We start from the raw sequence: 22,223 nt of genomic DNA, 5'->3' as shown, positions 1-22,223 counted from the left end.
GCCCCGGCCTCAGGCGGGCTGGGCGAGCAGCGCGTCGATGCGCGCGTCCTTCTCTTCCCACAGGCCGTTGAGCCACTGCTGGAAGCGGACGCGGTAGTCGCGATCGTTCTCGTAGTCGCCGCCGACGAGGTCCGCCGGCACCGGGCGCAGGCGCAGGTCGACGCGGATCTCGCGCACTTTCCCGGCGAAGAGATCGACGATGCTGGGCCGCCCCTGCGGATAGACGATGGTGACGTCGACGATGCCGTCGAGCAGCTCGCCCATCGAGTTCAGCACCTGCGCCACGCCGCCGGATTTCGGTTTCAGCAGGTGGCGGTAGGAGCTCTGCGCCAGCTTCTTCGCGTTGGCGCGGGTGCCCTCGACGAAGTTCATCACCGAAACAGGGATCTCGCGGAACTTCGCGCAGGCCGCGCGCGCGGTCTCGAGATCGCGCCGCGCGAGATCGGGGTTCTTCTGGATCTGCGACTTGCTCGCGCGCTTCATGAAGGGGAAATCCAGCGCCCACCAGGCGAGGCCGAGCACCGGCACCCATTTCAGCGAGTCCTTCAGGAAGAAGCGCTGGAACGGGATGCGGCGGTTCAACACTTTCTGCAGCACCGGGATGTCGACCCAGCTCTGGTGGTTGCTGAGCACGAGGTAGCGGCGCGCGCGGCTGAAGGCGGCGTCGCCGGTGATCACCCAGCGCGTCGGCGTGAAGGTGGCGATGGCCCAGCCGTTCACGGCGATCCAACTCTCGCCGAAGGCCGGCATCCAGCGCGATACCGTGGCCCGCGCGCGCTTGAACGGCAGCAGGCCCTTGGCGACGGCCAAGGCGAGGATCGGCGTGGCATGGAAGACGGTGTTGATCGCGACCAGAACGCCAGCGGCGGCGGTGCGAAGCCAAGTGATCGGGGCGAAGCGCATGGGCGACGGGTTGGGGGACACGTGTGCAGTTTAGGCCGGGAGGAATGAACCGGCGTGAGCGCGGTGCCCTCGCGGAGGGAGTTCAGGAACTGCAGCTCAGCGCGGAGCAGCCGGGGCGGTCCCTGGCCCATTCCGGGCGGCGCGCCGCGAAGCGACCGGCACCGGGCTGCGCCTCGTAGGGCCGCTGCAGCACGTCGAGCAGGGCCTGCAACTCGGCGGTGTCGCCCTGCTCCGCGGCATCGATGGCCTGCTGCAACAGCCAGTTGCGCGGCACGATCCAGGGATTGGTGGCGTCCATCCGGGCACGCCGCACATCAGCGGGTTGCGGATCGGAAGCGAGCCGCGCGGCATAGCGGGCCAGCCAGTCGATGAGCGTCGCCGCCTCGCGTTCGGCCTTCGCCCGGTCGTAGAGCGCAGGCGCGAGGGCCGCCACGGGATCGGCGAGCGCCGCCGCGATGCCCGGTGTGACGCCGTCGCCGCCCGCCACAACCGGTCCCGCCACCAACCCGCCGAGGGTGCGGAAGAACAGCGTGAAGTCGACCTCGGCGGCCTGCAGCGCGCCGAACAGTCCGGAGACCAGCGCCGCGTCGTCCTCGCGCCACTCGGCCAAGCCCAGCTTGTCGGCCCACATCCGCGCCTGCGCCGATTGGAAGGCCTCGACGTAGGCATTCATGCCCGCGGTCAGCGGCGCGGCATCGGGGAACAGCGGCGCCAGCGCCGACGCCAGGGCGGAGAGGTTCCAGTGCGCGACCTGCGGCTGCGCGGCATAGCGGTAGCGGCGACCCGGCAGGTCGGTGGTGTTGGGCGTCCAGTGCGGGTCGGCGTCGTCGAGGAAACCGAAGGGCCCGTAGTCGATGGTGAGGCCGAGCACGCTCAGGTTGTCGGTGTTCATCACGCCGTGCACGAACCCCACGCGCATCCAGTGGGCCATCAACACGCCGGTGCGCCGCGCCACCTCGGCGAACCAGTCGGCGCGCGCGTTCGGCCCGACCATCGCTGGGAAGTGGGTGCGGAGGGTGTGGTCGACGAGGCGCTCGAGCAGATCGCGCTCGCCGCGCGAGGCCGGCAATTCGTAGTGCCCGAAGCGCAGGAAGCTCGGGGCCACGCGGCAGACGATGGCACCGGGCTCGGGTTTCGGATCACCGGCGTAGAGGATGTCGCGTACCACGGCGTCGCCGGTCGCCACCAGGCTGAGCACGCGCGTGGTCGGCACGCCGAGTGCGTGCATCGCCTCGGAAGCGACGTATTCGCGCAGGCTGGAACGCAACACCGCGCGTCCGTCGGCACGGCGCGAGTACGGCGTGGGCCCCGCGCCTTTCAGCTGGATTTCCCAACGCCGCCCATCGCGCCCCGCCGCCTCGCCGAGCAGCAAGGCGCGGCCATCGCCGAGCTGGCCAGCCCAATGCCCGAACTGGTGTCCGCCGTAGTTGGTGGCGACCGTTGTCGCCCCCGGCGGAACGGCGTTGCCGGCCATCAGGTCGAGGAATGACGGCGAGCCCAGCGTCGCCGCGTCGAGCCCGAGCTCGTCGGCCATCGCCAGCGGGAACGCGAGCAGTCGGGGGGCCGCGACGGGCGTGGGCACCGTCGCCGACCAGGCCATGCCGCGCACGTCGCGGGTCCCGGGGCGCGGTTCGGCCTCGCCGGGCAGCTCGCTCACCATTCGGGCGGCTTCGATGCGCATCACGACTCCAAAGTTTTCATCAGTTTACGAATGGGCGGGCGCACCTGCGCCGCAACGCACGAATCACGGGGCGCGGCACCCCTAGACTTTTGTCTTCCTCCGACCAGGCGATCGCCCTTTGGATGCCGTCCTGCCCCGCCCTTTTCCGATCCGCCACGGGCGGCGGGCATGGCTGTGGGCGACCGTTCCGCTGTGGCTGGCGGCCTTCGCGGCGGCCCGCCTTCTTGAGTACGCGCCGTTCGCCAGCCTCTGGTTTCCGCCGACGGCGGTGACCTTCGCCGCGCTGGTGCTGTTCGGCATCCGCGGCATCCCGCCGGTGTTCATCGCCGCCCTTCTCGGCCACGCCTACACCTTGGAGCGGCTCGGCCTCGACTGGACGACCACCAGCGTCCTGGTGGGGGGATTCGGTTTCGCCCTCGCCCACACCGTGCCGATGGCCCTGCTGGCCGTCGCCCTGCAGCGCGTCGCGAGACGCGACCCGCTGGGGCGTTTCGGGCCGACCACGCTGTTCGTCCTGCTGGGCGGCGGCGTGGCCGCCTGTGCGGCGTCGGCGCTGGGCGGGAGTGCAGCACTGGTGGGCGCTGGGATGGCGGAAAGCATCGACCTGCGCTGGTCGGTGGTGCCCTGGCTGATTGGCGACTACACCGGGCTGCTGGCCCTTGGCCCGCTGCTGGTCGAAGTCGTGCGGCATCGCGTCGCACCGGAGGCTGCGACCCAGGAACCGCCCCCGCTGTGGCCCAAGCTGACGATCCTGATCGGCCTGATCGCCGGCACCCTCGGCGCCGCAGCCGTTTGGCCGGACGACGACGCGATCGTGTTCACGGTGTTCTTCGCGCTCGTGGTGCAGCAATGGATCAGCCATACGCAGACGCCACGGCAGGCCTTGGGCGCGCTGGCCTGCGCGGCCGTCGCGATCGCCGTGCTCGTGGCCACTCTCGGACTCGGCCAACACGCGTTGAAGCTGCAGTTCGCACTGATCGCCCTGTCGCTCACCGCCTATTCGGCGCTGTCCTTCCTCGGACTCCGCGACGACAACCAGCGCCTGAAGGCGCTGCTCAGCACCGACCCGCTGACGGCCGCCGCGAGCCGCGCGCACTTCGCCGCCGTCGCAACGCGGGCCATCACCGAGGCGCAGCGCCTCGGCCAGCCCTTGAGCGTGCTCATGCTCGACCTCGACCACTTGAAGCGCATCAACGATGGTCATGGCCACGGTGCCGGCGACGAAGCCCTCCGCCGCTTCGCGGCGCTGTGCCGCGAGCAACTGCGGGCGGAGGACCTGCTGGGACGGCTGGGCGGCGACGAATTCGCCGCCTGCCTGCCCGGCGCGACGCGGGAAGTCGCCGAGGCCCGCGCCCGCATGCTGCTCACCACGCTCGGCTTGGCCAGCACCCCGACCTTGCCGCTGGCCGCGAGCATCGGGCTCGCCACCCTGGTGGACGGCGACACCTACGCCAGCCTGCTGCAGCGCGCCGACGACGCGCTGATGAAGGCGAAACGCGACGGTCGCGGCCGCCTCGTGGTGACCTGATCAGGCCACCGTCGGCAGGCGACGCGGGGTGTATTCGCGCAGCGCCTGGATGCGCTCGGCCAGCGGCGGGTGGCTCATGAACAGCTTCTTGAAGCCACCGGCCACGCCGCCCGAAATCCCGAACGCGCGGACTTCCGAGGGCAACGTGCTCTGGCCGTAGCTGTGGGCGAGGCGCTCGAGCGCGGCGATCATCTTCTCGCGGCCGGCCAGGTCGGCACCGCCGGCGTCGGCGCGGAACTCACGCCAGCGCGAGAAGGCCATGACGATGGTCGAAGCGAGGATGCCGAAGGCGATCTCGAGCACCATCACGGTGACGAAGTAGCCGATGCCCGGCCCGTCCTCGTTCTTGAACACGACGCGGTCGATGATGTTGCCGATGATGCGGGCGAGGAACATCACGAAGGTGTTCACCACGCCCTGGATCAGGGTGAGCGTCACCATGTCGCCATTCGCGACGTGGCTGACCTCATGGGCGAGCACGGCTTCCGCCTCGTCGCGGCTCATGGCGCGCAGCAGGCCGGTCGACACCGCCACCAGGCTGTTGTTGCGCGAGGCACCGGTGGCGAAGGCGTTGATCTCGGGGGCGTCGTAGATGCCGACTTCCGGCATGCCGATGCCGGCCTTCTCGGCCTGGCGCTTCACGGTGGCATACAGCCACTGCTCGATCTCGTTGCGCGGCTGGTCGATGACACGCATGCCGGTGGAGCGCTTGGCCATCCACTTCGACATCAGCAGCGAGACGAACGCGCCGCCGAAACCGAAGATGGCGCAGAACACCAGCATGCCGGTGTAGTTGACGTTGTTGTTCGCAGCGAACGTCGACAGCCCGAAGAAGGTGCTCAGGATCATCCAGACCACGGAGAACACCAGCAGCACGGCGAGGTTGGTGGCGAGGAACAGGGCGATACGCTTCATGGCAGGGACACCGGAACGGTTTGGCTCGAGCGCTTAGTGTGGCGTGGAAAGGTAAAGTTCAAGCGAAACACCGCGCTTTCCCGGACGATTTCCGCCCTCGTCGTGACGCCACCTTCACCACCATCGCCACCGGCGCCCTACATCGGGCGCTTCGCGCCGTCGCCGACCGGCCCGCTGCACTGGGGCTCCGTCCTCGCGGCCTTCGGCAGCTGGCTGCATGCGCGGCACCACGGTGGACGCTGGCTGGTGCGCATCGAGGACCTCGACCCGCCGCGCGAGCGGCCGGGGGCCGCCGCCGCCCAGCTCGCCACGCTGGCTCGCCTCGGCCTCCACGCCGACGGCGAGATCGTCTTCCAGAGCCGTCGCCACGCGCTCTACCGGCGCGCACTCGACGCGCTGCTCGACGCCGGCCTCGCCTTCCCCTGCCGCTGCAGCCGCACCGACCTCGCTGCCAGCGACGGCATCCACCGCGCTTGCGTCGTGGTCCCGGATGACGCGCTGCGGACCCGCAGCTTCCGGTTGCGCGTGCCCGATGCGGTCGTGGGCTTCGACGATCCGGTCCACGGCCGCTTCGAACAGGACCTGCGCCGCGACGTGGGCGACGTGGTGCTGCGCCGCGCCGACGGCCTGTGGGCCTACCAGCTCGCCGTGGTCGTCGACGATGCCGCGCAGGGCATCACCCACGTGGTGCGGGGTGCCGACCTGCTCGACTCGACGCCGCGGCAGATCGCACTGCAGCAAGCACTCGGCCTGCCCACGCCGTCCTACCTGCACTTGCCGCTGTGGCGCGACTCGGAGGGCCGAAAGCTCTCGAAATCCGAGGGCGCGCAAGCCATCGATGAGCAGCCCCCGGAATCGGTGCTTCGTCGGTGCTGGCTGTCCCTGGGCCAAGCCCTCGAGGCCTGGCCGGAATGGCAGGGTGCGGAAGCCACCATCGCCGCGGCCGCCGCCGCATTCGACCCCGCCGGCATCCCGCGGGAACGCCCCCCGGCGGCCTGAAACCGGCCCGTCGCCCCCGGGAGCCGCCGAGAAACCGCGCACAGATCCACCCCCGGGGGCGGGGCTTGACAAGTCTTCACTTGCCGTTGTGCGGCGCGGCATTGACTCTGCACACCTCGGACACCGCCATCGAAGCCCATGGACTCGCCGCGCCTGCTGAAGAAGTACCCGAACCGCCGCCTCTACGACACGCGCATCTCCAGCTACGTGACCTTGGAGGATGTGCGCCAGCTCGTGCTCGATGGCGAGGAGTTCGAGGTCCGCGACGCCCGCAGCGACCAGGACATCACCCGGCTGGTGCTGCTGCAGATCATCGCGGAGCGCGAGGAAGAGGGGCAGCCGATGCTGTCGACCGCCTCGCTGCAGCTGATGATCCGCTTCTACGGCGACCCGCTGCACGGCTTCATGAGCCGCTACATCGAGCGCAGCCTCCAGCTCTTCCTCGAGCAGCAGCACACGCTGCGCAAGCAGCTCGGTGGCCTCATCAGCAACTCGCCGTTCGCCATGCTCAATCAGATCGCCGAGCGCAACCTCGAGCTCTGGAAGAACTTCCAGCAGGGCGTGCTGAAGGGCGGCACGCTGGGCAGCGCACCGGCGAAGAAGAAGGCGCCGCGCGCCAAGCCGGCTGCCAAGGCACCGGCGAAGAAAGCCCGCAGCTGAGGCCGGGCCCGGCCGCGCCGGGCCTTACAGATCGCGGGCGACGCGGAAACCGATACGCGCCGACGTGAGCGCGGCGGGCACCTGCAGGCGGAAGGCCGAACGACTCTGCTCGAGCGTGCTGGCCCAACTGCCTCCGCGCACCACGCGCTCCTCGCAGCCCGGATTCACCCAGGCACGGCCGTCGCCCGGTGCGCGGCGGTAGCTGTCGTGCCAGCAGTCCTCGACCCATTCCGAGACATTGCCCATCAGGTCGTGCGTGCCGAGGCCTTCGGGGGCATATGTTCCCACGGGGGCCGGGCCCCAGTGGCCATCGGACCACCCGCGGATCGCGCGGCCCCAACGCCGGCCCTGCGGTGACTGGTCGCCCTCACCCGTGAGATTGGCGACGGCGCGCGCCGGGGGGCGATCCCCCCAGGGCCAGGGCGTGGCACGGCCGCCCCGCAACGCATATTCGAACTCGGCCTCGGACGGCAGCCGGTAGCGCAGGCCGGTGCGCACCGACAGCCATTCGGCATAGGCCACGGCGTCATCGAAGGCGATGTGGATAACCGGATCGTCGGGCGCGGCCGGCGTGCGGCCCTGGTAGCCACGGCGCCAGTGCGCGCCCCGCAGTTCCACCATCGCGCCGCCGCGCTCCTCGTACACCGTCGAGCGACCGCGTCGCTCGGCCACGGTGCGGTAGCCCGTGGCCGCGACGAAGCGCGCGAACTCCGCCACGCTGGTTTCGCGCACCGCCAGCGCGAAGCCACGCTCGAAACGCACGCCGTGCGCCGGGCGCTCGTTGTCGCGCGCGCCCGCTTCATCGTCGCCCGCGCCCATCGTGAATTCGCCGTGCGGCGCCACCACCATCAGCGGGCCGTCGATGCCGCCGCCCAAGGCGTCGGCGAAGCCTTGGCCAGGGCGGAAGTGGCCGTAGCGACGGGCCAGGGTGAGGCGACTGGAAAGCTCATCGAGGCCAGGCGCCTGGGGATCGATCTGTTGCGCATCCGCGAGGCGCGTCGCCGCGCGCGAAAGGTCGAGGCGATCGATGGCCTCGTTGGCCTCCCCCACCGCAACGGCGGCGGCGGCCGAACGCGACTGGGCCAAGGCGGCGCGGCCGTCCTGCACGGCGTCCGGGTCCAGCCCCACGCGCGCGGCGCGCCGGAGGTCGGCCTCCGCCGCATCGAACTCGCCCTTCGCGGCCGACGCCGTGGCCCGGTCGAGCAGGGCCTTCTCGATGCCTTCGAGGCCGGCGAACGCCGGGGCGAAGCCCGGCACCGCCGCCAGCGCTTCGCGATAGGCCGCGACCGCACTGCCGCCGCGCGGGGCCAGCCATTGTCCGGCCTCGCGGCGGGCATCGCCCGAAGCGGTGGCCGTCGCGGCCACCCGGGCCGCCGCCAAAGCCTCGTTACGTCCAGCGGCTTCGGCGGGCGACACGACCGCGAGCACGGCGTCGATCTCTTCGGCCGTCTCGAGATTCCCCGCAAGACGTTCGGCCTCGAAGCGCTCCTGCAGCAGCACGATGATGCGGTCGCGGCCGATCCGCGCCTCCGGCATCGGCGGGTCGGCATCGGCGAGGGCGGCGTACAGATCGAGCGCGCCCAGGGGTTCGGTGCCGTACCACCGACCCTGGCGCTCAGCTTCGGTGGCCTCCATCAGCAGCGCGTCGCGCGCCTCGGCGGGCACCAGCAGCGGCGTGGGCTTCCACGCTGCACGCGCCTTCAGCGGCTGGCGTTCGACGGTGTCGGTCTCGGCCGGCGCAGCGGCCACCGTGTCCGGCGCGACGTCTGCTGCCGGCGCGGGGGATTCGGCGTCGTTCCGGCCACAGGCGCAGAGCAGCAGGGCCAGGGCGGAAGCGATGGCAGGCGCGAACGATCGGAGAGGCACGCGGTAAACAACGTCGTGGACAGCGCGGCGCGCGCGGCGGAGACGTTAGGCTATGGTCCCCTCCCCTGCAAGGACAGGCATGAGTGTCAACGTGGTCGACCGCCCCGATGCCGCCGCCGCGGCCTTGGCATCCCTCTCGGCAGGCGCACCGCTCGCTCTCGATACCGAGTTTATGCGGGAGCGCACCTACTTCCCCCAGCTCGCGCTGGTGCAGGCGGCCGATGCCGAGGGACGCGTCGCCCTGGTCGATCCGCTGGACCCGGGCATGCGCGCCCCGCTGGCGGCCTTCGTGGGTGCCACCGACGCGCTGATGCACAGCGCCAGCGAGGACCTGGTCGCCTTCCGCCATGCGCTCGGCGTGCTGCCGAAGACGCTCTACGACACCCAGATCGCGGCGGCCTTCGCCGGCCTCGGGCCGGGCGTCGGATACCAGGCACTGGTGAAGACCCTGCTCGGCGTCGAGCTGCCGAAAGCCGAAACCCGTTCCGACTGGCTGCGCCGACCCTTGAGCGCGCAGCAGCTCGAGTACGCCGCCGACGACGTCCGGCACCTGCATTCGGCGATCGCGGCGCTGGACGAGAAGCTGGACCATCGCGGCCATCGGGAGCGCGCGCTGGCCGACATGGCGCGCATGCTGGAGAACGCCCGCGAGGACCGCGACGACCCGCAGCCCCACCTGGCCATGCGCCCGGCCGCGCAGTTCGACCGGCTGTCGCAGGCCCGCCTGAGGCGCCTGCTTCGCTGGCGCGACCGCATGGCCCGGGAGAAGGACTTGCCGAAGCGCTGGCTGCTCGACAACGAGGTCGCCCTGACCCTCGCCCGACGTCCGCCGTCCACGCCCCAGGCGCTGGCCGCGGTGCTCGAGAGCGCACGTTCGGCCAAGCGGCTGCAGGACCAGATCGCCGAACTGCTCGCGGCACCGATGGACGATGACGAAGCGGCCATGCCGCTGGCGACGGACAACGAGCGCGCGGACCGCGCCCGCCTGAAGGCCCTCCAAGCCGTGGTGGCCGAAAGGGCGGCCGCGCTCGACCTGCCCGAGGGGCTCGTCTGCGCACGGCGGCACCTTGAGAGCTTTCTGGTCGATGGGCAATGGCCCGCCGCCCTGCACGGCTGGCGCCGCGAGGTCCTCGAAGCGCCGATGCGCGAGGCGCTGGCCCGCATGGGCTGAGGCCACCCTGCGCATTCCGCAAGCCGGGGCACGGTTTCGGCTTGGCAAGCCGACCCGCGCCGGCCTATACTTCGGCCCCTGCGCGGGGGGGTAGCTCAGCTGGGAGAGCGCGTCGTTCGCATCGACGAGGTCGTGGGTTCGATCCCCATCCTCTCCACCAACGCATCGAAAAGGCCGGGCATTGCCCGGCTTTTTCGTTTCCGCCCTCCGGTGCCGCGGCCGCCGCTTGGTAGACTTCGCCCCCCGGAACGGCGCTGTGCCGGCCCTCCGACTCCATCCCTACCCGTCCCCGTAGCTCAGCTGGATAGAGCGCGCCCCTCCTAAGGGCGAGGTCGCACGTTCGAATCGTGTCGGGGACGCCATCGCCATCCAAGGAATCCCCATGACGCACCCCGTCCTCGCCGCCCTCGGCCTCACCGACCACGAATCCGGCACCTACCTCGGCCACGGCGAGTGGTCCGCCACGCGCGATGCCGGCGTGCTCGAGCCGGTGAACCCGGCCACCGGCGAGGTGCTGGGCAAGGTCTACGCGTCGTCCGAAGCCGACTACGCCACGATCAAGGCGCGCGCCAAGGCCGCCGCCGCGATCTGGCGCACCACGCCGGCGCCGAAGCGCGGCGAAGCCATCCGCCTTTGCGCCGAGGCGCTGCGCCAGCACAAGTCGGCGCTCGGCGCGCTGGTCTCGCTCGAGATGGGCAAGATCAAGGCCGAAGGCGACGGCGAAGTGCAGGAGATGATCGACATTGGCGACTTCGCCGTCGGTCTCGCCCGCCAGCTTTACGGCCTGACGATGCATTCCGAGCGCCCGGGCCACCGCATGTACGAGCAGTGGCATCCGCTCGGCATCGTGGGCGTGATCAGCGCCTTCAACTTCCCGGTGGCCGTGTGGGCCTGGAACAGCTTCATCGCCGCCATCTGCGGCAACATCACGATCTGGAAGCCCTCGCCGAAGACCCCGTTCTGCGCCGTGGCCTCGATGAAGATCTGCAACGACGCCCTGCGCGCCGGCGGCTTCCCGGACCTGTTCTTCCTGTTCAACGACGCTGGCACCGAGCTGGCGAGCAACTTCGTCGATGACCACGACGTGGCGCTGATCAGCTTCACCGGCAGCACCAAGATCGGCCGTCAGGTCGGCGAGCGCGTCGCCCGCCGCATGGGCAAGTCGCTGCTGGAGCTGGGCGGCAACAACGCGATCATCGTCGACGCCACGGCCGACATGAAGCTGGCCATCCCGGCCATCGTCTTCGGCGCCGTCGGCACCGCCGGCCAGCGCTGCACCACCACGCGCCGCCTGTTCATCCACGAGTCGATCTTCGACGACGTGATCGCCAAGGTCGCGACCGCCTACAAGCAGGTCGAAGGCAAGATCGGCGACCCGAACGCCGAAGGCACGCTGATGGGCCCGCTGAACGACAAGGGTGCCGTCGCGGCCTTCCTGTCGGCCATCGAGAAGGCCAAGGCCGCCGGCGGCGTGGTCCGCAGCGGCGGCGCGGCGCTCGATCGCCCGGGCAACTACGTGCTGCCGACCCTGATCACCGGCGTGGCCAATTCGGCCGAAGCCGTGCAGACCGAAACCTTCGCCCCGATCCTCTACGCCATGCCGTTCAAGACGCTGGACGAGGCCATCGCCATGCAGAACGCCGTGCCGCAGGGCCTGTCGTCGGCGATCTTCACGCAGAACCTGAAGGCGGCCGAAGCCTTCCTGTCGGCGGCCGGTTCGGACTGCGGCATCGCCAACGTGAACATCGGTACCTCGGGCGCCGAGATCGGCGGCGCGTTCGGCGGTGAGAAGGAAACCGGCGGCGGCCGCGAGTCGGGTTCGGACTCCTGGCGTGCCTACATGCGTCGTCAGACCAACACGATCAACTACTCGGATTCGCTGCCGCTGGCCCAGGGCATCAAGTTCGAACTCTAGTTTTTTGCCCCTACACTGGGCTTTCCGGGGCCAAGAGGGATGTGTCGATGCGCAGGGTGATGGGGGCGGTGGCCGTTTGGGCCGCCTTGTGGGCTTCAGGGACGATGGCTCAGGAACAGGAGTTCGTGGCCGGCGACGGCACGCGTTTCAGCCTGCCCATGGAGGGCGGCGTGCCCGCCCGTGCCACCACGGATGAAGCCACCTTCGAGGCGGCTGGTTTCGATATCGACACCAGCGGCGCGCCTTCGCTCACCGACCGCTTCACGTTCCTGTTCAAGGGCGGCGAACAGCCGGTGCGCGTGCGCGTCGAGGACATCACGCTCGCCACGCCCGTGGTGATCGTCGAGGCACCGGTTCCGGAAAGCCTGCCCGGGGCCGGCTTCCGCCGCTCGCGCTTCGAGCTGCAGGCTCCGACCTGCCCGATCGCCCGCGGCGAGCCCTGCAGCGCCTGGATGTTCGGCCCGCAGGAATTCCGCCTGTACCGCGTCACGCTCACCTACAACGGCGCCGGCCCAGTGGTGCTGCTGCAGGCCGAGCCCTACCAGATGGGTGCGTTCATCGCCCGTCTCGGCGACCGCATTCCTGACGCGACAGTAAGCCAGCCATGACCCAACCTGTTCGCCGCACGTCGTCGATGGCGATCGTCAGCCTCGTCGCCGGACTCCTCGGGTGGACCTTTGCCCCCTGGCTCGGCTCGATCATCGCGATCATCACCGGTCATATGGCCCGCGCCGAGATCCGCCGCGATCCGGCCGGCCTCGAAGGCGATGGCCTCGCCGTCGCCGGCCTCGTGCTGGGCTGGGCGATGATCCTCCTCAGCGTGTTCACCGTCCTCGCCATCGTGCTGTTCTTCGGCGGTCTGGCGGCCCTGGCCGCTCTCGCCGCCGGCATATCGGCCTGACCGCGCCGCAAGGAAAACGCTCCGACGATGTATGGATTGGCCCGTCCGCTGCTGTTCCGCCTTGATGCCGAACACGCCCACGAACTGGCGCTGAAGGCGCTCGACACCGCCTGGCGCGCCGGCCTGAACCCGCTGCTGGCCTCGCGCCCGAAGCCCTTGCCGACGAGCGTGATGGGGCTGGCCTTCCCCAACCCGGTGGGCCTGGCCGCGGGCCTCGACAAGAACGGCGCCTGCATCGACGCGCTGGCCGCCCTCGGTTTCGGCTTCGTCGAGATCGGCACGACCACGCCGCGGCCGCAGGCCGGCAATCCGAAGCCGCGCATGTTCCGCTTGCCGGAGCACGAAGCCGTCATCAACCGGCTGGGCTTCAACAACGAAGGCGTCGATGCGCTCGTTCGCAATGTCGAGGCGTCGAAGCTCCGGCGCGTGGGCGGCGACACCATCCTCGGCATCAACATCGGCAAGAACAAGGACACGCCCAACGAGCAGGCGGCGGCTGATTACCTGCACTGCCTCGGCCGCGTCTACGCGCTGGCCGACTACGTGACGGTGAACATCTCCTCGCCCAACACCGCGGGCTTGCGCGAGTTGCAGGAAGAGAAAGCGCTGCGCGCGCTGGTGAGCGAGATCTTCGACGCCCGCGAACGGCTGGCCACGCGCCACGGCCGACGCGTGCCGATCCTCGTCAAGATCGCGCCCGACCTCACCGAGGACGACATCGACGCCTCCGCGCGCGTGCTTGGCGAACTGAACGTCGACGGCGTGATCGTCAGCAACACCACGGTCGACCGCCTTGCCATCGACGGCCACCCGCTGGCGAAGGAACAGGGCGGGCTCTCCGGAAAGCCGCTTTATGGCAAGTCGACCGCCGTGCTCCGCCGCATGCGCTCGCGCCTTCCCGCGCACATTCCGCTGGTGGGCGTGGGCGGCATCCTCTCCGGCGCCGACGCGGCGGGAAAGATGACTGCCGGCGCGCAACTCGTGCAGTTCTACACCGGCCTGATCTATCGCGGCCCGGCCCTCATCGGCGAGTGCGTGCAGGCGCTGCGGCATCGCCGCGACGGCGTGCGCGGATGAGCGAGGCTGGATACCGGATCAGCGAGAACGTCTCGCTGGCCGGCCGCAACACCTTCCGCGTGGACGCCAAGGCCGAGATGCTGGCCGATGTCCACGACCCGTTCGCCCTGCCAGCCCTGATGTCGGAGCCTTGGCTGCAGTTCGCGCCGCTGCTGGTGCTGGGCGAAGGCAGCAACGTGCTGCTGGCCGGTGACGTGCCGGGCCTGACGCTCTCGCTGACGCGCGCGCGGATCGCCATCATCGAGGACGCCGCGGACTCGGCGCTGGTGGCCGCCGATGCCGGTGTGAACTGGAACGATTTCGTGCACTGGACGCTGGGCCACGGCCTCTGCGGCCTCGAGAACCTCGCGCTGATCCCCGGCACCGTCGGCGCCTCCCCGATCCAGAACATCGGCGCCTACGGCACCGAGGTGGGCGAGTTCATCGATTCGGTGCAGGCCTTCGATCGCGAGACGCTGCGCCTGCGCGAGTTCGAGCGCGAGGACTGCCGCTTCGCCTACCGCGACAGCGTGTTCAAGCGCGCGCCGGAACAGAACGTGATCACCGAGGTGCGCTTCCGGTTGCCGAAGGCGCGCGCCGTCCAGACCGGCTATGCCGGCGTGGCCGAGGAACTCGCGGCCATGGGCATCGATGGCGCGCCCACGCATCGGCAACTGGCCGAGGCCATCAGCCGCCTCCGTTCTCGCAAGCTGCCCAACCCTGCGGTGCTGGGCAACGCGGGCTCGTTCTTCAAGAACCCGATCGTCGATGCGGCCGTTGCGGACGCGCTGAAGGCGAAGCATTCCGCGCTGCCCGTGTTCCCCGGCGATTCGCCGGCGACGCGCAAGCTCTCCGCGGGCTGGTTGATCGACGCCGCCGGATGGAAGGGTTTCCGCGACGGCGATGCCGGCGTGGCGCCGCAGCACGCCCTCGTGCTGGTGAACCACGGCCACGCGACCGGCGCGGATCTCTTGAGGCTTGCGGGCCGCATCGCCGGCTCGGTGCAGGCGCGCTTCGGCGTGGCCCTTGAGCCCGAGCCCCGGATCCTCGGCGGGCGCTTCCAGCCCATCGCTCCGGACCAGGCCCTCGCATGAGCGGCCTGCCGGACACGATCACGTCGTCCGGCCAGCGCGCGCGCAGCGAACTGCTGAAGGCGGTGGGGTACATGGTGTGCAGCGCGGCCATGTTCGCCTGCATGGCGGTGATGATCCGACTGGCCTCTTCGCAGCTGCACGCGTTCGAGATCGCGTTCTTCCGCAACTTCTTCGGCTTCGTCTTCGCCCTGCCCCTGCTGATGCACCACGGCATGGGCATCCTGAAGACCGACAAGCTCAGCCTGTACGTCGGCCGCTGCCTCATCGGCATCGTCTCGATGCTGTGCGGCTTCTACGCCATCGTGCACCTGCCCTTGGCCAAGGCGGTGACCATCAGCTACTCGACGCCGCTGTTCGTCACCATCCTCGCGGTGCTGTTCCTCGGCGAGATGGTGCGGCTGCGCCGCTGGACGGCCGTGGGCCTCGGTTTCATCGGCGTGCTGGTGATCATGCGACCCGGCGCGGACACCTTCGACGGCAACACCCTCGTCGCGCTGACGGCGGCGGTGCTCAGCGCCATCGTCGCGATCAGCATCAAGGTGCTGTCGCGCACCGAGAAGCCCGACGCCATCGTGCTGTGGACGACGATGCTGTGGGTGCCGCTGTCGCTGGTGCCGGCCCTGTTCGTCTGGACGTGGCCGACCGGCTGGACCTGGGCGTGGATCGTGGCCGCCGGGTTCTTCGGCACCGCGGGCCACATGTTCTGGACCCGCGCGTTGAAGCGCGGCGACGCCTCGATGCTGACGCCGATCAGCTTCATGCAGGTGCCGATCGTCGCGGTGCTCGCGTGGTGGCTGTTCGACGAGACCGTGACGGCCTGGACGGCGGTGGGCGCGGCCATCATCTTCGTGGCGAACGCCTACATCGCCCACCGCGAGGCGCAGGTGGCTTCGCGGGCCGTGACCGACGCCGAGATCAGCCCCGAGACGCAGAAGCGCTGAGCGCGGCTTCCGGACCGGGCGCGCTGCCGCTACGGACCGTCGTTGCCGCGTGATCTTCGCCGCGTCGCCCCCGACCTTCGGCACATGCCGGTGCCGCCCGCCCGGTTACGCTCGAAAGCTGGCCGCCGCGCTGGCGCCGACACGCCGTGTTATCCAGCAACAGACCCGGGGAACCCATGAAGAAGACACTTCTCTCGCTGAGCCTCGCGCTCGCCTTCGCCGCGCCGTCGGCCTTCGCCGCCGAGGCGCCCAAGCTCGGCAGCTTCGGCATCGACCTGTCGAACCGCGACAACACCGTGCAGCCGGGCGACGACTTCAACCGCCACGCCAACGGCACCTGGTTCGACAACTACCAGCTCAAGGACTACGAGACCCGCTACGGCTCGTTCAACACCCTGAGCGACCAGGCCGAACTGCAGGTCAAGGCGATCATCGAGGAACTTCAGGCCCGCACCGACCTCGCCCCGGGCAGCGACGAGCAGAAGGTCCGCGACCTCTACGCCAGCTACATGAACACCGCCGCGCGCGAAGCCGCCGGCATCACGCCCATCCAGCCGATCCTCGACGGCATCGCCAAGATCGATTCGGTCGCCGCGCTGACGGCCGCCTTCGGCCGCGCCGGCATGGACGGCAGCAACGCCCCGGTGGGCGGCGGCGTCGGCCTCGACCGCAAGGACCCGAACCGCTACCTCGTCGGCGTCGGCGTCGGTGGGCTCGGCCTGCCGGACAAGGACTTCTACCTGAACCCCGACCCGCGCTTCGTGCAGATCCGCACGGCCTACCTCGCCCACATCGAGAAGATGCTCGGCTTCGCCGGCATCACCGACGCGAAGCCGCGCGCGGAGGCCATCCTCGCGCTCGAAACCGAGATCGCGAAGAACCACTGGGACCGTGCCCAGCTGCGTGACCGCGACAAGACCTACAACCTCACCTCGTTCGAGGACCTGAAGGCGCAGTTCCCGTCCTACGACTGGACGGCGCACTTCACGTCGCAGGGCATCGCGATCCCGGCCGAGGTGAACGTCACCACTCCGAGCGCCGTCGGCCCGATCCTCGAGATCGTCGGCAAGACGCCGATCAACGTCTGGCGCGATTACCTCACGTTCCACACCGTCGACAACCACGCGCCGCTGCTCTCGACCGAAATCGACGAGGCCGCGTTCGCGTTCAACGGCACCATGCTTTCGGGCCAGAAGACCCAGCGCGAGCCCTGGAAGCGCGGCGTCGCGCTCGTGGGTGGCGGCCAGGGCCTCGGCGACGCGGTGGGCAAGGTGTACGTCGCCCGCCACTTCAAGCCGGAAGCCAAGGCGGCGATGGACGAGCTGGTGGAGAACCTGCGCAAGGCGCTTCGCCAGAACATCGACAACCTCGACTGGATGGGCGCCGCCACGAAGGAAGAGGCCTACAAGAAGCTCGAGAGCTTCCGACCGAAGATCGGCTACCCGACGAAGTGGCGTGACTACTCGGCCGTCACCATCGTGCCGGACGACTTCATGGCGAACGTGCTGGCCCTCCGCCAGTACTACACCAACGACCAGAACCGCCGCCTCGGCACCGTGCCGGACCGCGACGAGTGGTTCATGACCCCGCACACGGTCAACGCCTACTACAACGCGACCTTCAACGAGATCGTGTTCCCGGCGGCCATCCTGCAGCCGCCCTTCTTCGACGTGAACGCCGACCCGGCGGTGAACTACGGCGCCATCGGCGGCGTGATCGGCCACGAGATGGGCCACGGCTTCGACGACCAGGGCTCGAAGTCGGACTGGCAGGGCATCCAGCGCAACTGGTGGACGGACGAGGACCGCGCGCGCTTCGAGGCCCGCACCCAGGCGCTGGTGGCGCAGTACAACCAGTTCTGCCCGCTGGAAGGCCACTGCGTGAACGGCCAGCTGGCGCTGGGCGAGAACATCGGCGACCTCGGTGGCCTGTCGATGGCCTATACGGCCTACCAGATGAGCCTGAACGGCCAGCCGGCCCCGGTGCTCGACGGCCTGACCGGCGACCAGCGCTTCTTCCTCGCCTGGGCGCAGATCTGGAAGTCGAAGCACCGCGACGAGGCGATGATCAACCAGGTCCGCGTCGGACCGCACTCGCCGCCGCAGTACCGCATCAACGGGCCGCTGCGGAACCTCGACGAGTGGTACAAGGCCTTCAACGTGCAGCCGGACGACGCGCTTTACGTGAAGCCCGAAGAGCGCGTGCGGATCTGGTGATCCGCCGCCGCGCGTGAACGAGAACGGCCGCCGCAAGGTGGCCGTTTTTCTTTACCCGTAGTTCTTCGCCACGTAGTCGTCGATGATCCCGACGAACTCGCGGGCGATGTTCTCGCCCTTCAGCGTCATCGCCTTCTCGCCATCGATGAACACCGGGGCGCTCGGCGCCTCGCCGGTGCCGGGCAGCGAGATGCCGATGTTGGCGTGGCGCGATTCGCCGGGGCCGTTCACCACGCAGCCCATCACCGCGAGCGTGAGGTTCTCGACGCCGGGGTGCTTCAGCTTCCACACCGGCATGTTCTCGCGCACGTGCTCTTCGACCGTCTTCGCCAACTCCTGGAAGAAGGTGCTGGTGGTGCGGCCGCAGCCCGGGCAAGCAGTGACCATCGGCGTGAACGCGCGCAGGCCCATGGTCTGCAGCAGCTGCTGCGCGACGATGACCTCGTTGGTGCGCGACTGACCCGGCTCGGGCGTGAGCGAGATGCGGATGGTGTCGCCAATGCCTTCCTGCAACAGCACGGCCAAGGCCGCCGTACTGGCGACGATGCCCTTGCTGCCCATACCCGCTTCCGTCAGGCCCAGATGCAGCGGGTACTCGCAGCGCGCCGCGAGGTCGCGGTAGACGGCGATCAGTTCCTGCACACCGCTGACCTTGGCCGAGAGGATGATGCGGTCCTTCGGCAGGCCGAGTTCGACGGCGCGCTCGGCGGAATCCAGCGCCGAACGCACCAGCGCCTCGCGCAGCACGCGGGCGGCGTCCCAAGGCTCGGCGCGCTTGGCGTTCTCGTCCATCAACACGGCGGCGAGGTTCTGGTCGAGCGAGCCCCAATTGGCGCCGATACGCACGGGTTTGTCGTACTGCAGCGCCTTTTCGATGATCGACGCGAACTGCGTGTCCTTCTTCTTGCCGAAGCCGACGTTGCCCGGGTTGATGCGGTACTTCGCCAGCGCCTCGGCGCAGGCGGGATGCGCTTCGAGCAGGGTGTGCCCGTTGTAGTGGAAGTCACCGATGATCGGCACGTCGATGCCCATCATCGCCAGCCGGTCGCGGATATGCGGCACGGCGGCGGCCGATTCCTCGTTGTTGACGGTGATGCGCACCTTCTCGGAGCCCGCCCGCCAGAGCTCGGCGATCTGCTGGGTGGTGCCCTTGATGTCGGCGGTGTCGGTGTTGGTCATCGACTGCACGACGACCGGGGCGTCGCCACCCACGACCACCTTGCCGACACGGACGGGAATGGAACGGCGACGCGGCGAAGGAACGGCAGAACTCATCGGATCACTCAGGAATGCGCCGCGTTTGCCGGGGCGTAGCGGTAGAGGAAATAGTCGCCCAGGATCTGGACGAGACGAGGGTCGCTCAGGCGGTCTTCGGGGCGGCGGTCGAGCAGTTGGTCCACCGGCTCCTGTTCGCGACCGATGCGCAGGGCCTCGCCCTGCGGCAGGCGCTGGGCGGCGAGGTACAGCCAATCGCCGCCACCGTAGGGAGGACGCAATTCCAGCGCACGGAGCGGCGCGCGGTTCGCGGCACCGGTGCCCATCAACGCGACGGCCCCGGCGGCGCGCGAGAGCAGCTCGACGCCAGCCATCACTTGCCCATCGGCCTCGTAGCGCAGCCAGCGAAGGATGCCGAGCATCCAGTCGGACGGGTCTTCCTGGTCGCCGACATGGATGCCCACGACCTCGCCGACGCGCAGGCGTAGATGGTTGTCCTGGGCCCAACGCATGCGGTAGCCGCCGAGGCTCTGGTCGACGACCAGGGCAGGAATACGCGCCGAACGCGCGGAGACCTCCGCGCCGCCCGCCGACCACGAGGCCCGCGCGGTCTCCGTCAACGCGTCGCCGAGCACCTGCCTCGCGAACGCGTCGAAATCACGCTCGCCGCTAGCCTGGTAGTGCAGGCCCGACAGGCCGAACACCGTCTCCACGGTGTGGCCGGCGTCGAGCCGGGTGAACTGCCGCGCCGCCGCGTGCGAGAACGCGCGGCGCAGCTTGCGCAGGCCATCAGCGCTCATCTTCACCGGCACGCCGTGCTCGGGCATCACGGTCGCGCTCTCGCCATCGCTGGCCGCAAGGGCGGCTTCGACGGCCGCCGCGAACCCCACGAGGTCGAGGTGCTGGCGCGGCGGCGCCTTGCCGCCGGGGCCCTCGTCGGCATCGTCGGCCACGCCCACCGCGGTGGCCGACGGGGTGTCGCGCAACGGGGTGCGGGCGGCGAAGGCTTCGCACATCGCCCACACGCGCTCCTGCTCGGGCTGCGAGAAGGCCCGCGGATTCACCACATGCATCAGCAGCAGCTCGACATAGCGCTGATGGATGGTCGGCAGCCCGGAAACCAGCGGATCGGAGGACGGGCGGCGTTCGAGCTCGCGCTCGACCGCAAACCGGTACGTGCGGTGAAGGCCGCGCCAAGCGTCGACGGGCAGATCGGCATAGACGCGCCAGGCCACCAGCAGGGCCTCGCCGTAGTGGTAGGTGGCCCGCTGCGCGGCCTCGGCGACCTGACCGCCGCGCAGCCACGGCAAGCTGCCGGACGGCGCGCACTGGTCGGCGGCGGCCATCCGGTAGGCATGGGCAAGGCGAAGGTGCAGTTGCTCGAGCTCGCCGGGAAGGCCTGCGAGGTCGCCAGCCAGCGGCAGCGGCTTTCCAGCAAACAGGCGCTGCGTGGAGAGCGCGTTGTCGATGATCGCCGGACGAAGCACTTCGGCGATCTCGCGGCGCGTGGCGCCCTTCAGCGCGTGCGTCGACGACAAGGCTTCCAACGCACGGAGCAGGGCGCGGCGCGTGGCGGCCACGTCGGCGCGCGGCAGGGTCTCGATCCAGCCGGCGGCGCGCTTCGCGTCGGGGCCGAACGGCAGCTCCGCGCGCAGGCCCGGCGGCAGGGTTTCACCCAAACGTCGATACACTTCGCCCATGCGCCATCGCCTCCGTCCAAGGCCCCCAGTGTACCGTCGCGCCCGCGGCCGCCGCATGGCACGGCGCAAGGCCGGCAGGGCTGCATCGTGAGCGCCATCGGCCCGGCAGGCCGCCCCACGCTGCGTCCGCACCAGCTCAACACCCTCGCTCGCGACCTGCTGGAAGGCAGCTTCCCGTCCATCTGGGTGGAGGGCGAGCTCTCCGGCGTCGCGCGGCCGGCCTCCGGACACCTGTACTTCACGCTGAAGGACGAGCGTGCGCAGGTGCGCTGCGCGATGTTCAAGATGAAGGCGCAGTACCTGCGCTTCCAGCCGCGCGACGGCATGCAGGTGCTGGTCCGCGCCAAGCTCACGCTCTACGAGCCCCGTGGCGACTACCAGCTGGTGCTGGAGCACATGGAAGAGGCCGGCGAAGGCGCGCTGCGTCGGGCGTTCGAGGCCCTGAAGGCGAAGCTGGAGGCCGAAGGCCTGTTCGCGGTGGGCCGCAAGCGCCCGCTGCCGCGCTTCGTGCGCCGGCTGGGCATCCTCACGTCGCCCAGTGGCGCGGTGATCCGCGACATCCAGAGCGTGCTGTCGCGGCGCTGGCCGACGCTCGAGGTCGAACTGCTGCCGGTGCCCGTGCAGGGCGCCACCGCCGCGCCGGCGATCATCCAGACCCTGCGCGCTGCCTTTGCCGCGAGGCGCCACGACGTGCTGCTGTTGGCACGCGGCGGCGGCTCCCTCGAGGACCTGTGGTGCTTCAACGACGAAGCGCTGGTACGTGCCATCGCCGAATCGCCGGTGCCAGTGGTGTCGGCCGTGGGCCACGAGGTCGATTTCACGCTGGCGGACTTCGTCGCCGACCTGCGCGCCCCCACGCCCTCCGCGGCGGCCGAACTGCTGGTGCCGGACCGTGGCGAGATGCTGGCCCGCGTCGAGCATCTGCAGTCGCGGCTGCAGCGCCGGATGTCGCAGGCCTTGGATCGCGCCCGCCAGCGCGCTGACCACGCCGGACTGCGCCTGCAAGCCGAGCGCCCGCAGCGCCGGCTCGATCGCGGTCGGGATCGCGCGGAATCGCTGCGCGTGCGCCTCGCGGCGGCCCTTGCCGGACGGCTGGCGCGGGAGCGCAGCGGGCTGGCGACGATCTCGAAGCGGCTCGAGCAGCAGGCCCCTGCGCTTCGACTGCAGAGATTCCGCCAGCGCCTCGCCCTGCTCGGCGCGCGGCAGGACACCGCGCTGCGGCGCGGACTGCAGGCGCGGCTGGGCCTGCTTCGCGAACTGGGCCGCGGGCTGCACGCCGTCAGCCCGCTCGGCACGCTGGGCCGCGGCTACGCCATCCTGCAGCGCGAGGACGGCCATGCCGTGCGCCGCGCCGGTGAGGTGACTGCAGGCGACACGTTGCATGCACGGCTCGCCGAGGGCGGATTGCGCCTGCGCGTCGAATCGAACGACGGGGACGCGCCGTGAACGACGCTCGCTGCAC

18 protein-coding genes and 2 tRNA genes are annotated in these 22,223 nt (G+C 70.1%); 14 read left to right on the top strand and 6 right to left on the bottom strand.

All coding sequences use genetic code 11. The features are described 5' to 3' along the window. Positions 1-9 precede the first annotated feature (9 nt). Positions 10-903: an acyltransferase gene (locus O9280_RS10820; RefSeq protein WP_298342261.1), complete on the bottom strand. Its 894-nt coding sequence runs from the start codon at positions 901-903 to the stop codon at positions 10-12. Between the two features lie 82 nt (positions 904-985). Beyond that, a complete protein-coding gene (locus O9280_RS10815) occupies positions 986-2,563 on the bottom strand; it encodes a YdiU family protein (protein ID WP_298342497.1) in 1,578 nt (525 codons plus the stop codon). 139 nt (positions 2,564-2,702) lie between these two features. Between O9280_RS10815 and O9280_RS10810 the strand changes: the two genes are divergently transcribed. Beyond that, the gene (locus O9280_RS10810) at positions 2,703-4,112 is read left to right on the top strand and encodes a diguanylate cyclase (protein WP_298342258.1); all 1,410 of its coding nucleotides are present in this window, start codon (positions 2,703-2,705) and stop codon (positions 4,110-4,112) included. Here O9280_RS10810 and htpX read toward each other — a convergent pair whose 3' ends face one another. Next, positions 4,113-5,027 carry a protease HtpX gene (gene htpX, locus O9280_RS10805; protein WP_298342255.1) on the bottom strand — a complete coding sequence of 305 codons (915 nt, stop codon included), beginning with the start codon at positions 5,025-5,027 and terminating at the stop codon, positions 4,113-4,115. Positions 5,028-5,129: 102 nt separating this feature from the next. On the opposite strand from htpX, the gene gluQRS reads away from it, so the two are divergent. Next, complete coding sequence (gene gluQRS, locus O9280_RS10800) at positions 5,130-6,026, top strand: tRNA glutamyl-Q(34) synthetase GluQRS (protein ID WP_298342252.1); 897 nt, start codon at positions 5,130-5,132, stop codon at positions 6,024-6,026. A 138-nt stretch (positions 6,027-6,164) separates the two neighbouring features. Then, positions 6,165-6,686, top strand: a complete 522-nt coding sequence (phaR, locus tag O9280_RS10795) for a polyhydroxyalkanoate synthesis repressor PhaR (RefSeq protein ID WP_297876329.1) — start codon at positions 6,165-6,167, stop codon at positions 6,684-6,686. A gap of 24 nt (positions 6,687-6,710) precedes the next feature. Here phaR and O9280_RS10790 read toward each other — a convergent pair whose 3' ends face one another. After that, on the bottom strand, positions 6,711-8,552 hold the full coding sequence (locus O9280_RS10790; protein WP_298342248.1) for a formylglycine-generating enzyme family protein: 1,842 nt from the start codon (positions 8,550-8,552) through the stop codon (positions 6,711-6,713). A gap of 79 nt (positions 8,553-8,631) precedes the next feature. Between O9280_RS10790 and O9280_RS10785 the strand changes: the two genes are divergently transcribed. From O9280_RS10785 to O9280_RS10740, 10 genes are all read left to right on the top strand, one after another. Then, positions 8,632-9,723: an HRDC domain-containing protein gene (locus tag O9280_RS10785; RefSeq protein ID WP_298342246.1), complete on the top strand. Its 1,092-nt coding sequence runs from the start codon at positions 8,632-8,634 to the stop codon at positions 9,721-9,723. Positions 9,724-9,807: 84 nt separating this feature from the next. Next, positions 9,808-9,883 (top strand) — tRNA-Ala (locus tag O9280_RS10780). A gap of 125 nt (positions 9,884-10,008) precedes the next feature. Next, positions 10,009-10,085 (top strand) — tRNA-Arg (locus tag O9280_RS10775). Between the two features lie 20 nt (positions 10,086-10,105). Then, positions 10,106-11,638: an aldehyde dehydrogenase family protein gene (locus tag O9280_RS10770; RefSeq protein WP_298342243.1), complete on the top strand. Its 1,533-nt coding sequence runs from the start codon at positions 10,106-10,108 to the stop codon at positions 11,636-11,638. 104 nt (positions 11,639-11,742) lie between these two features. Further along, positions 11,743-12,246: a hypothetical protein gene (locus O9280_RS10765; RefSeq protein ID WP_298342239.1), complete on the top strand. Its 504-nt coding sequence runs from the start codon at positions 11,743-11,745 to the stop codon at positions 12,244-12,246. Next, entirely contained in the window at positions 12,243-12,539 is a 297-nt protein-coding gene (locus O9280_RS10760) for a DUF4190 domain-containing protein (RefSeq protein WP_298342236.1), read from the top strand. Before O9280_RS10765 ends, O9280_RS10760 begins: the two co-directional genes overlap by 4 nt. Before the next feature lie 27 nt (positions 12,540-12,566). Continuing rightward, positions 12,567-13,616 carry a quinone-dependent dihydroorotate dehydrogenase gene (locus O9280_RS10755; RefSeq protein ID WP_298342233.1) on the top strand — a complete coding sequence of 350 codons (1,050 nt, stop codon included), beginning with the start codon at positions 12,567-12,569 and terminating at the stop codon, positions 13,614-13,616. Next, positions 13,613-14,689 (top strand): UDP-N-acetylmuramate dehydrogenase, encoded by a 1,077-nt coding sequence (murB, locus tag O9280_RS10750; RefSeq protein WP_298342231.1) that lies wholly within the window; start codon positions 13,613-13,615, stop codon positions 14,687-14,689. Before O9280_RS10755 ends, murB begins: the two co-directional genes overlap by 4 nt. Continuing rightward, positions 14,686-15,630: a DMT family transporter gene (locus O9280_RS10745; RefSeq protein WP_298342227.1), complete on the top strand. Its 945-nt coding sequence runs from the start codon at positions 14,686-14,688 to the stop codon at positions 15,628-15,630. The genes murB and O9280_RS10745 overlap by 4 nt, the downstream gene beginning before the upstream one ends. A 176-nt stretch (positions 15,631-15,806) precedes the next feature. Further along, positions 15,807-17,846, top strand: a complete 2,040-nt coding sequence (locus O9280_RS10740; protein WP_298342224.1) for a M13 family metallopeptidase — start codon at positions 15,807-15,809, stop codon at positions 17,844-17,846. A 51-nt stretch (positions 17,847-17,897) separates the two neighbouring features. On the opposite strand, the gene ispG is transcribed toward O9280_RS10740, so the two are convergent. Further along, complete coding sequence (gene ispG / locus O9280_RS10735) at positions 17,898-19,121, bottom strand: flavodoxin-dependent (E)-4-hydroxy-3-methylbut-2-enyl-diphosphate synthase (protein WP_298342221.1); 1,224 nt, start codon at positions 19,119-19,121, stop codon at positions 17,898-17,900. 8 nt (positions 19,122-19,129) lie between these two features. Beyond that, positions 19,130-20,761 carry a hypothetical protein gene (locus O9280_RS10730; protein ID WP_298342217.1) on the bottom strand — a complete coding sequence of 544 codons (1,632 nt, stop codon included), beginning with the start codon at positions 20,759-20,761 and terminating at the stop codon, positions 19,130-19,132. Between the two features lie 87 nt (positions 20,762-20,848). Here O9280_RS10730 and xseA point away from each other — a divergent pair, with 87 nt between their 5' ends. Continuing rightward, on the top strand, positions 20,849-22,207 hold the full coding sequence (gene xseA / locus O9280_RS10725) for an exodeoxyribonuclease VII large subunit (protein ID WP_298342214.1): 1,359 nt from the start codon (positions 20,849-20,851) through the stop codon (positions 22,205-22,207). Positions 22,208-22,223 lie beyond the last annotated feature (16 nt).

The sequence above is a fragment of the Silanimonas sp. genome, assembly GCF_027531545.1.
Lineage (GTDB): Bacteria > Pseudomonadota > Gammaproteobacteria > Xanthomonadales > Xanthomonadaceae > Silanimonas.
Note: the sequence above shows the minus strand (reverse complement) of the source record. Positions and strands in the feature narration are given on the sequence as shown.

What these genes read in the sequence shown, in the direction of transcription:
- ispG (WP_298342221.1), bottom strand. Translation starts at nt 19,121, where the DNA reads ATGAGTTCTGCCGTTCCTTCGCCGCGTCGCCGTTCCATTCCCGTCCGT.
- O9280_RS10820 (WP_298342261.1), bottom strand. Translation starts at nt 903, where the DNA reads ATGCGCTTCGCCCCGATCACTTGGCTTCGCACCGCCGCCGCTGGCGTT.
- O9280_RS10815 (WP_298342497.1), bottom strand. Translation starts at nt 2,563, where the DNA reads ATGGTGAGCGAGCTGCCCGGCGAGGCCGAACCGCGCCCCGGGACCCGC.
- O9280_RS10785 (WP_298342246.1), top strand. Translation starts at nt 8,632, where the DNA reads ATGAGTGTCAACGTGGTCGACCGCCCCGATGCCGCCGCCGCGGCCTTG.
- htpX (WP_298342255.1), bottom strand. Translation starts at nt 5,027, where the DNA reads ATGAAGCGTATCGCCCTGTTCCTCGCCACCAACCTCGCCGTGCTGCTG.
- O9280_RS10745 (WP_298342227.1), top strand. Translation starts at nt 14,686, where the DNA reads ATGAGCGGCCTGCCGGACACGATCACGTCGTCCGGCCAGCGCGCGCGC.
- O9280_RS10755 (WP_298342233.1), top strand. Translation starts at nt 12,567, where the DNA reads ATGTATGGATTGGCCCGTCCGCTGCTGTTCCGCCTTGATGCCGAACAC.
- O9280_RS10730 (WP_298342217.1), bottom strand. Translation starts at nt 20,761, where the DNA reads ATGGGCGAAGTGTATCGACGTTTGGGTGAAACCCTGCCGCCGGGCCTG.
- O9280_RS10765 (WP_298342239.1), top strand. Translation starts at nt 11,743, where the DNA reads ATGGCTCAGGAACAGGAGTTCGTGGCCGGCGACGGCACGCGTTTCAGC.
- O9280_RS10770 (WP_298342243.1), top strand. Translation starts at nt 10,106, where the DNA reads ATGACGCACCCCGTCCTCGCCGCCCTCGGCCTCACCGACCACGAATCC.
- murB (WP_298342231.1), top strand. Translation starts at nt 13,613, where the DNA reads ATGAGCGAGGCTGGATACCGGATCAGCGAGAACGTCTCGCTGGCCGGC.
- phaR (WP_297876329.1), top strand. Translation starts at nt 6,165, where the DNA reads ATGGACTCGCCGCGCCTGCTGAAGAAGTACCCGAACCGCCGCCTCTAC.
- O9280_RS10740 (WP_298342224.1), top strand. Translation starts at nt 15,807, where the DNA reads ATGAAGAAGACACTTCTCTCGCTGAGCCTCGCGCTCGCCTTCGCCGCG.
- O9280_RS10760 (WP_298342236.1), top strand. Translation starts at nt 12,243, where the DNA reads ATGACCCAACCTGTTCGCCGCACGTCGTCGATGGCGATCGTCAGCCTC.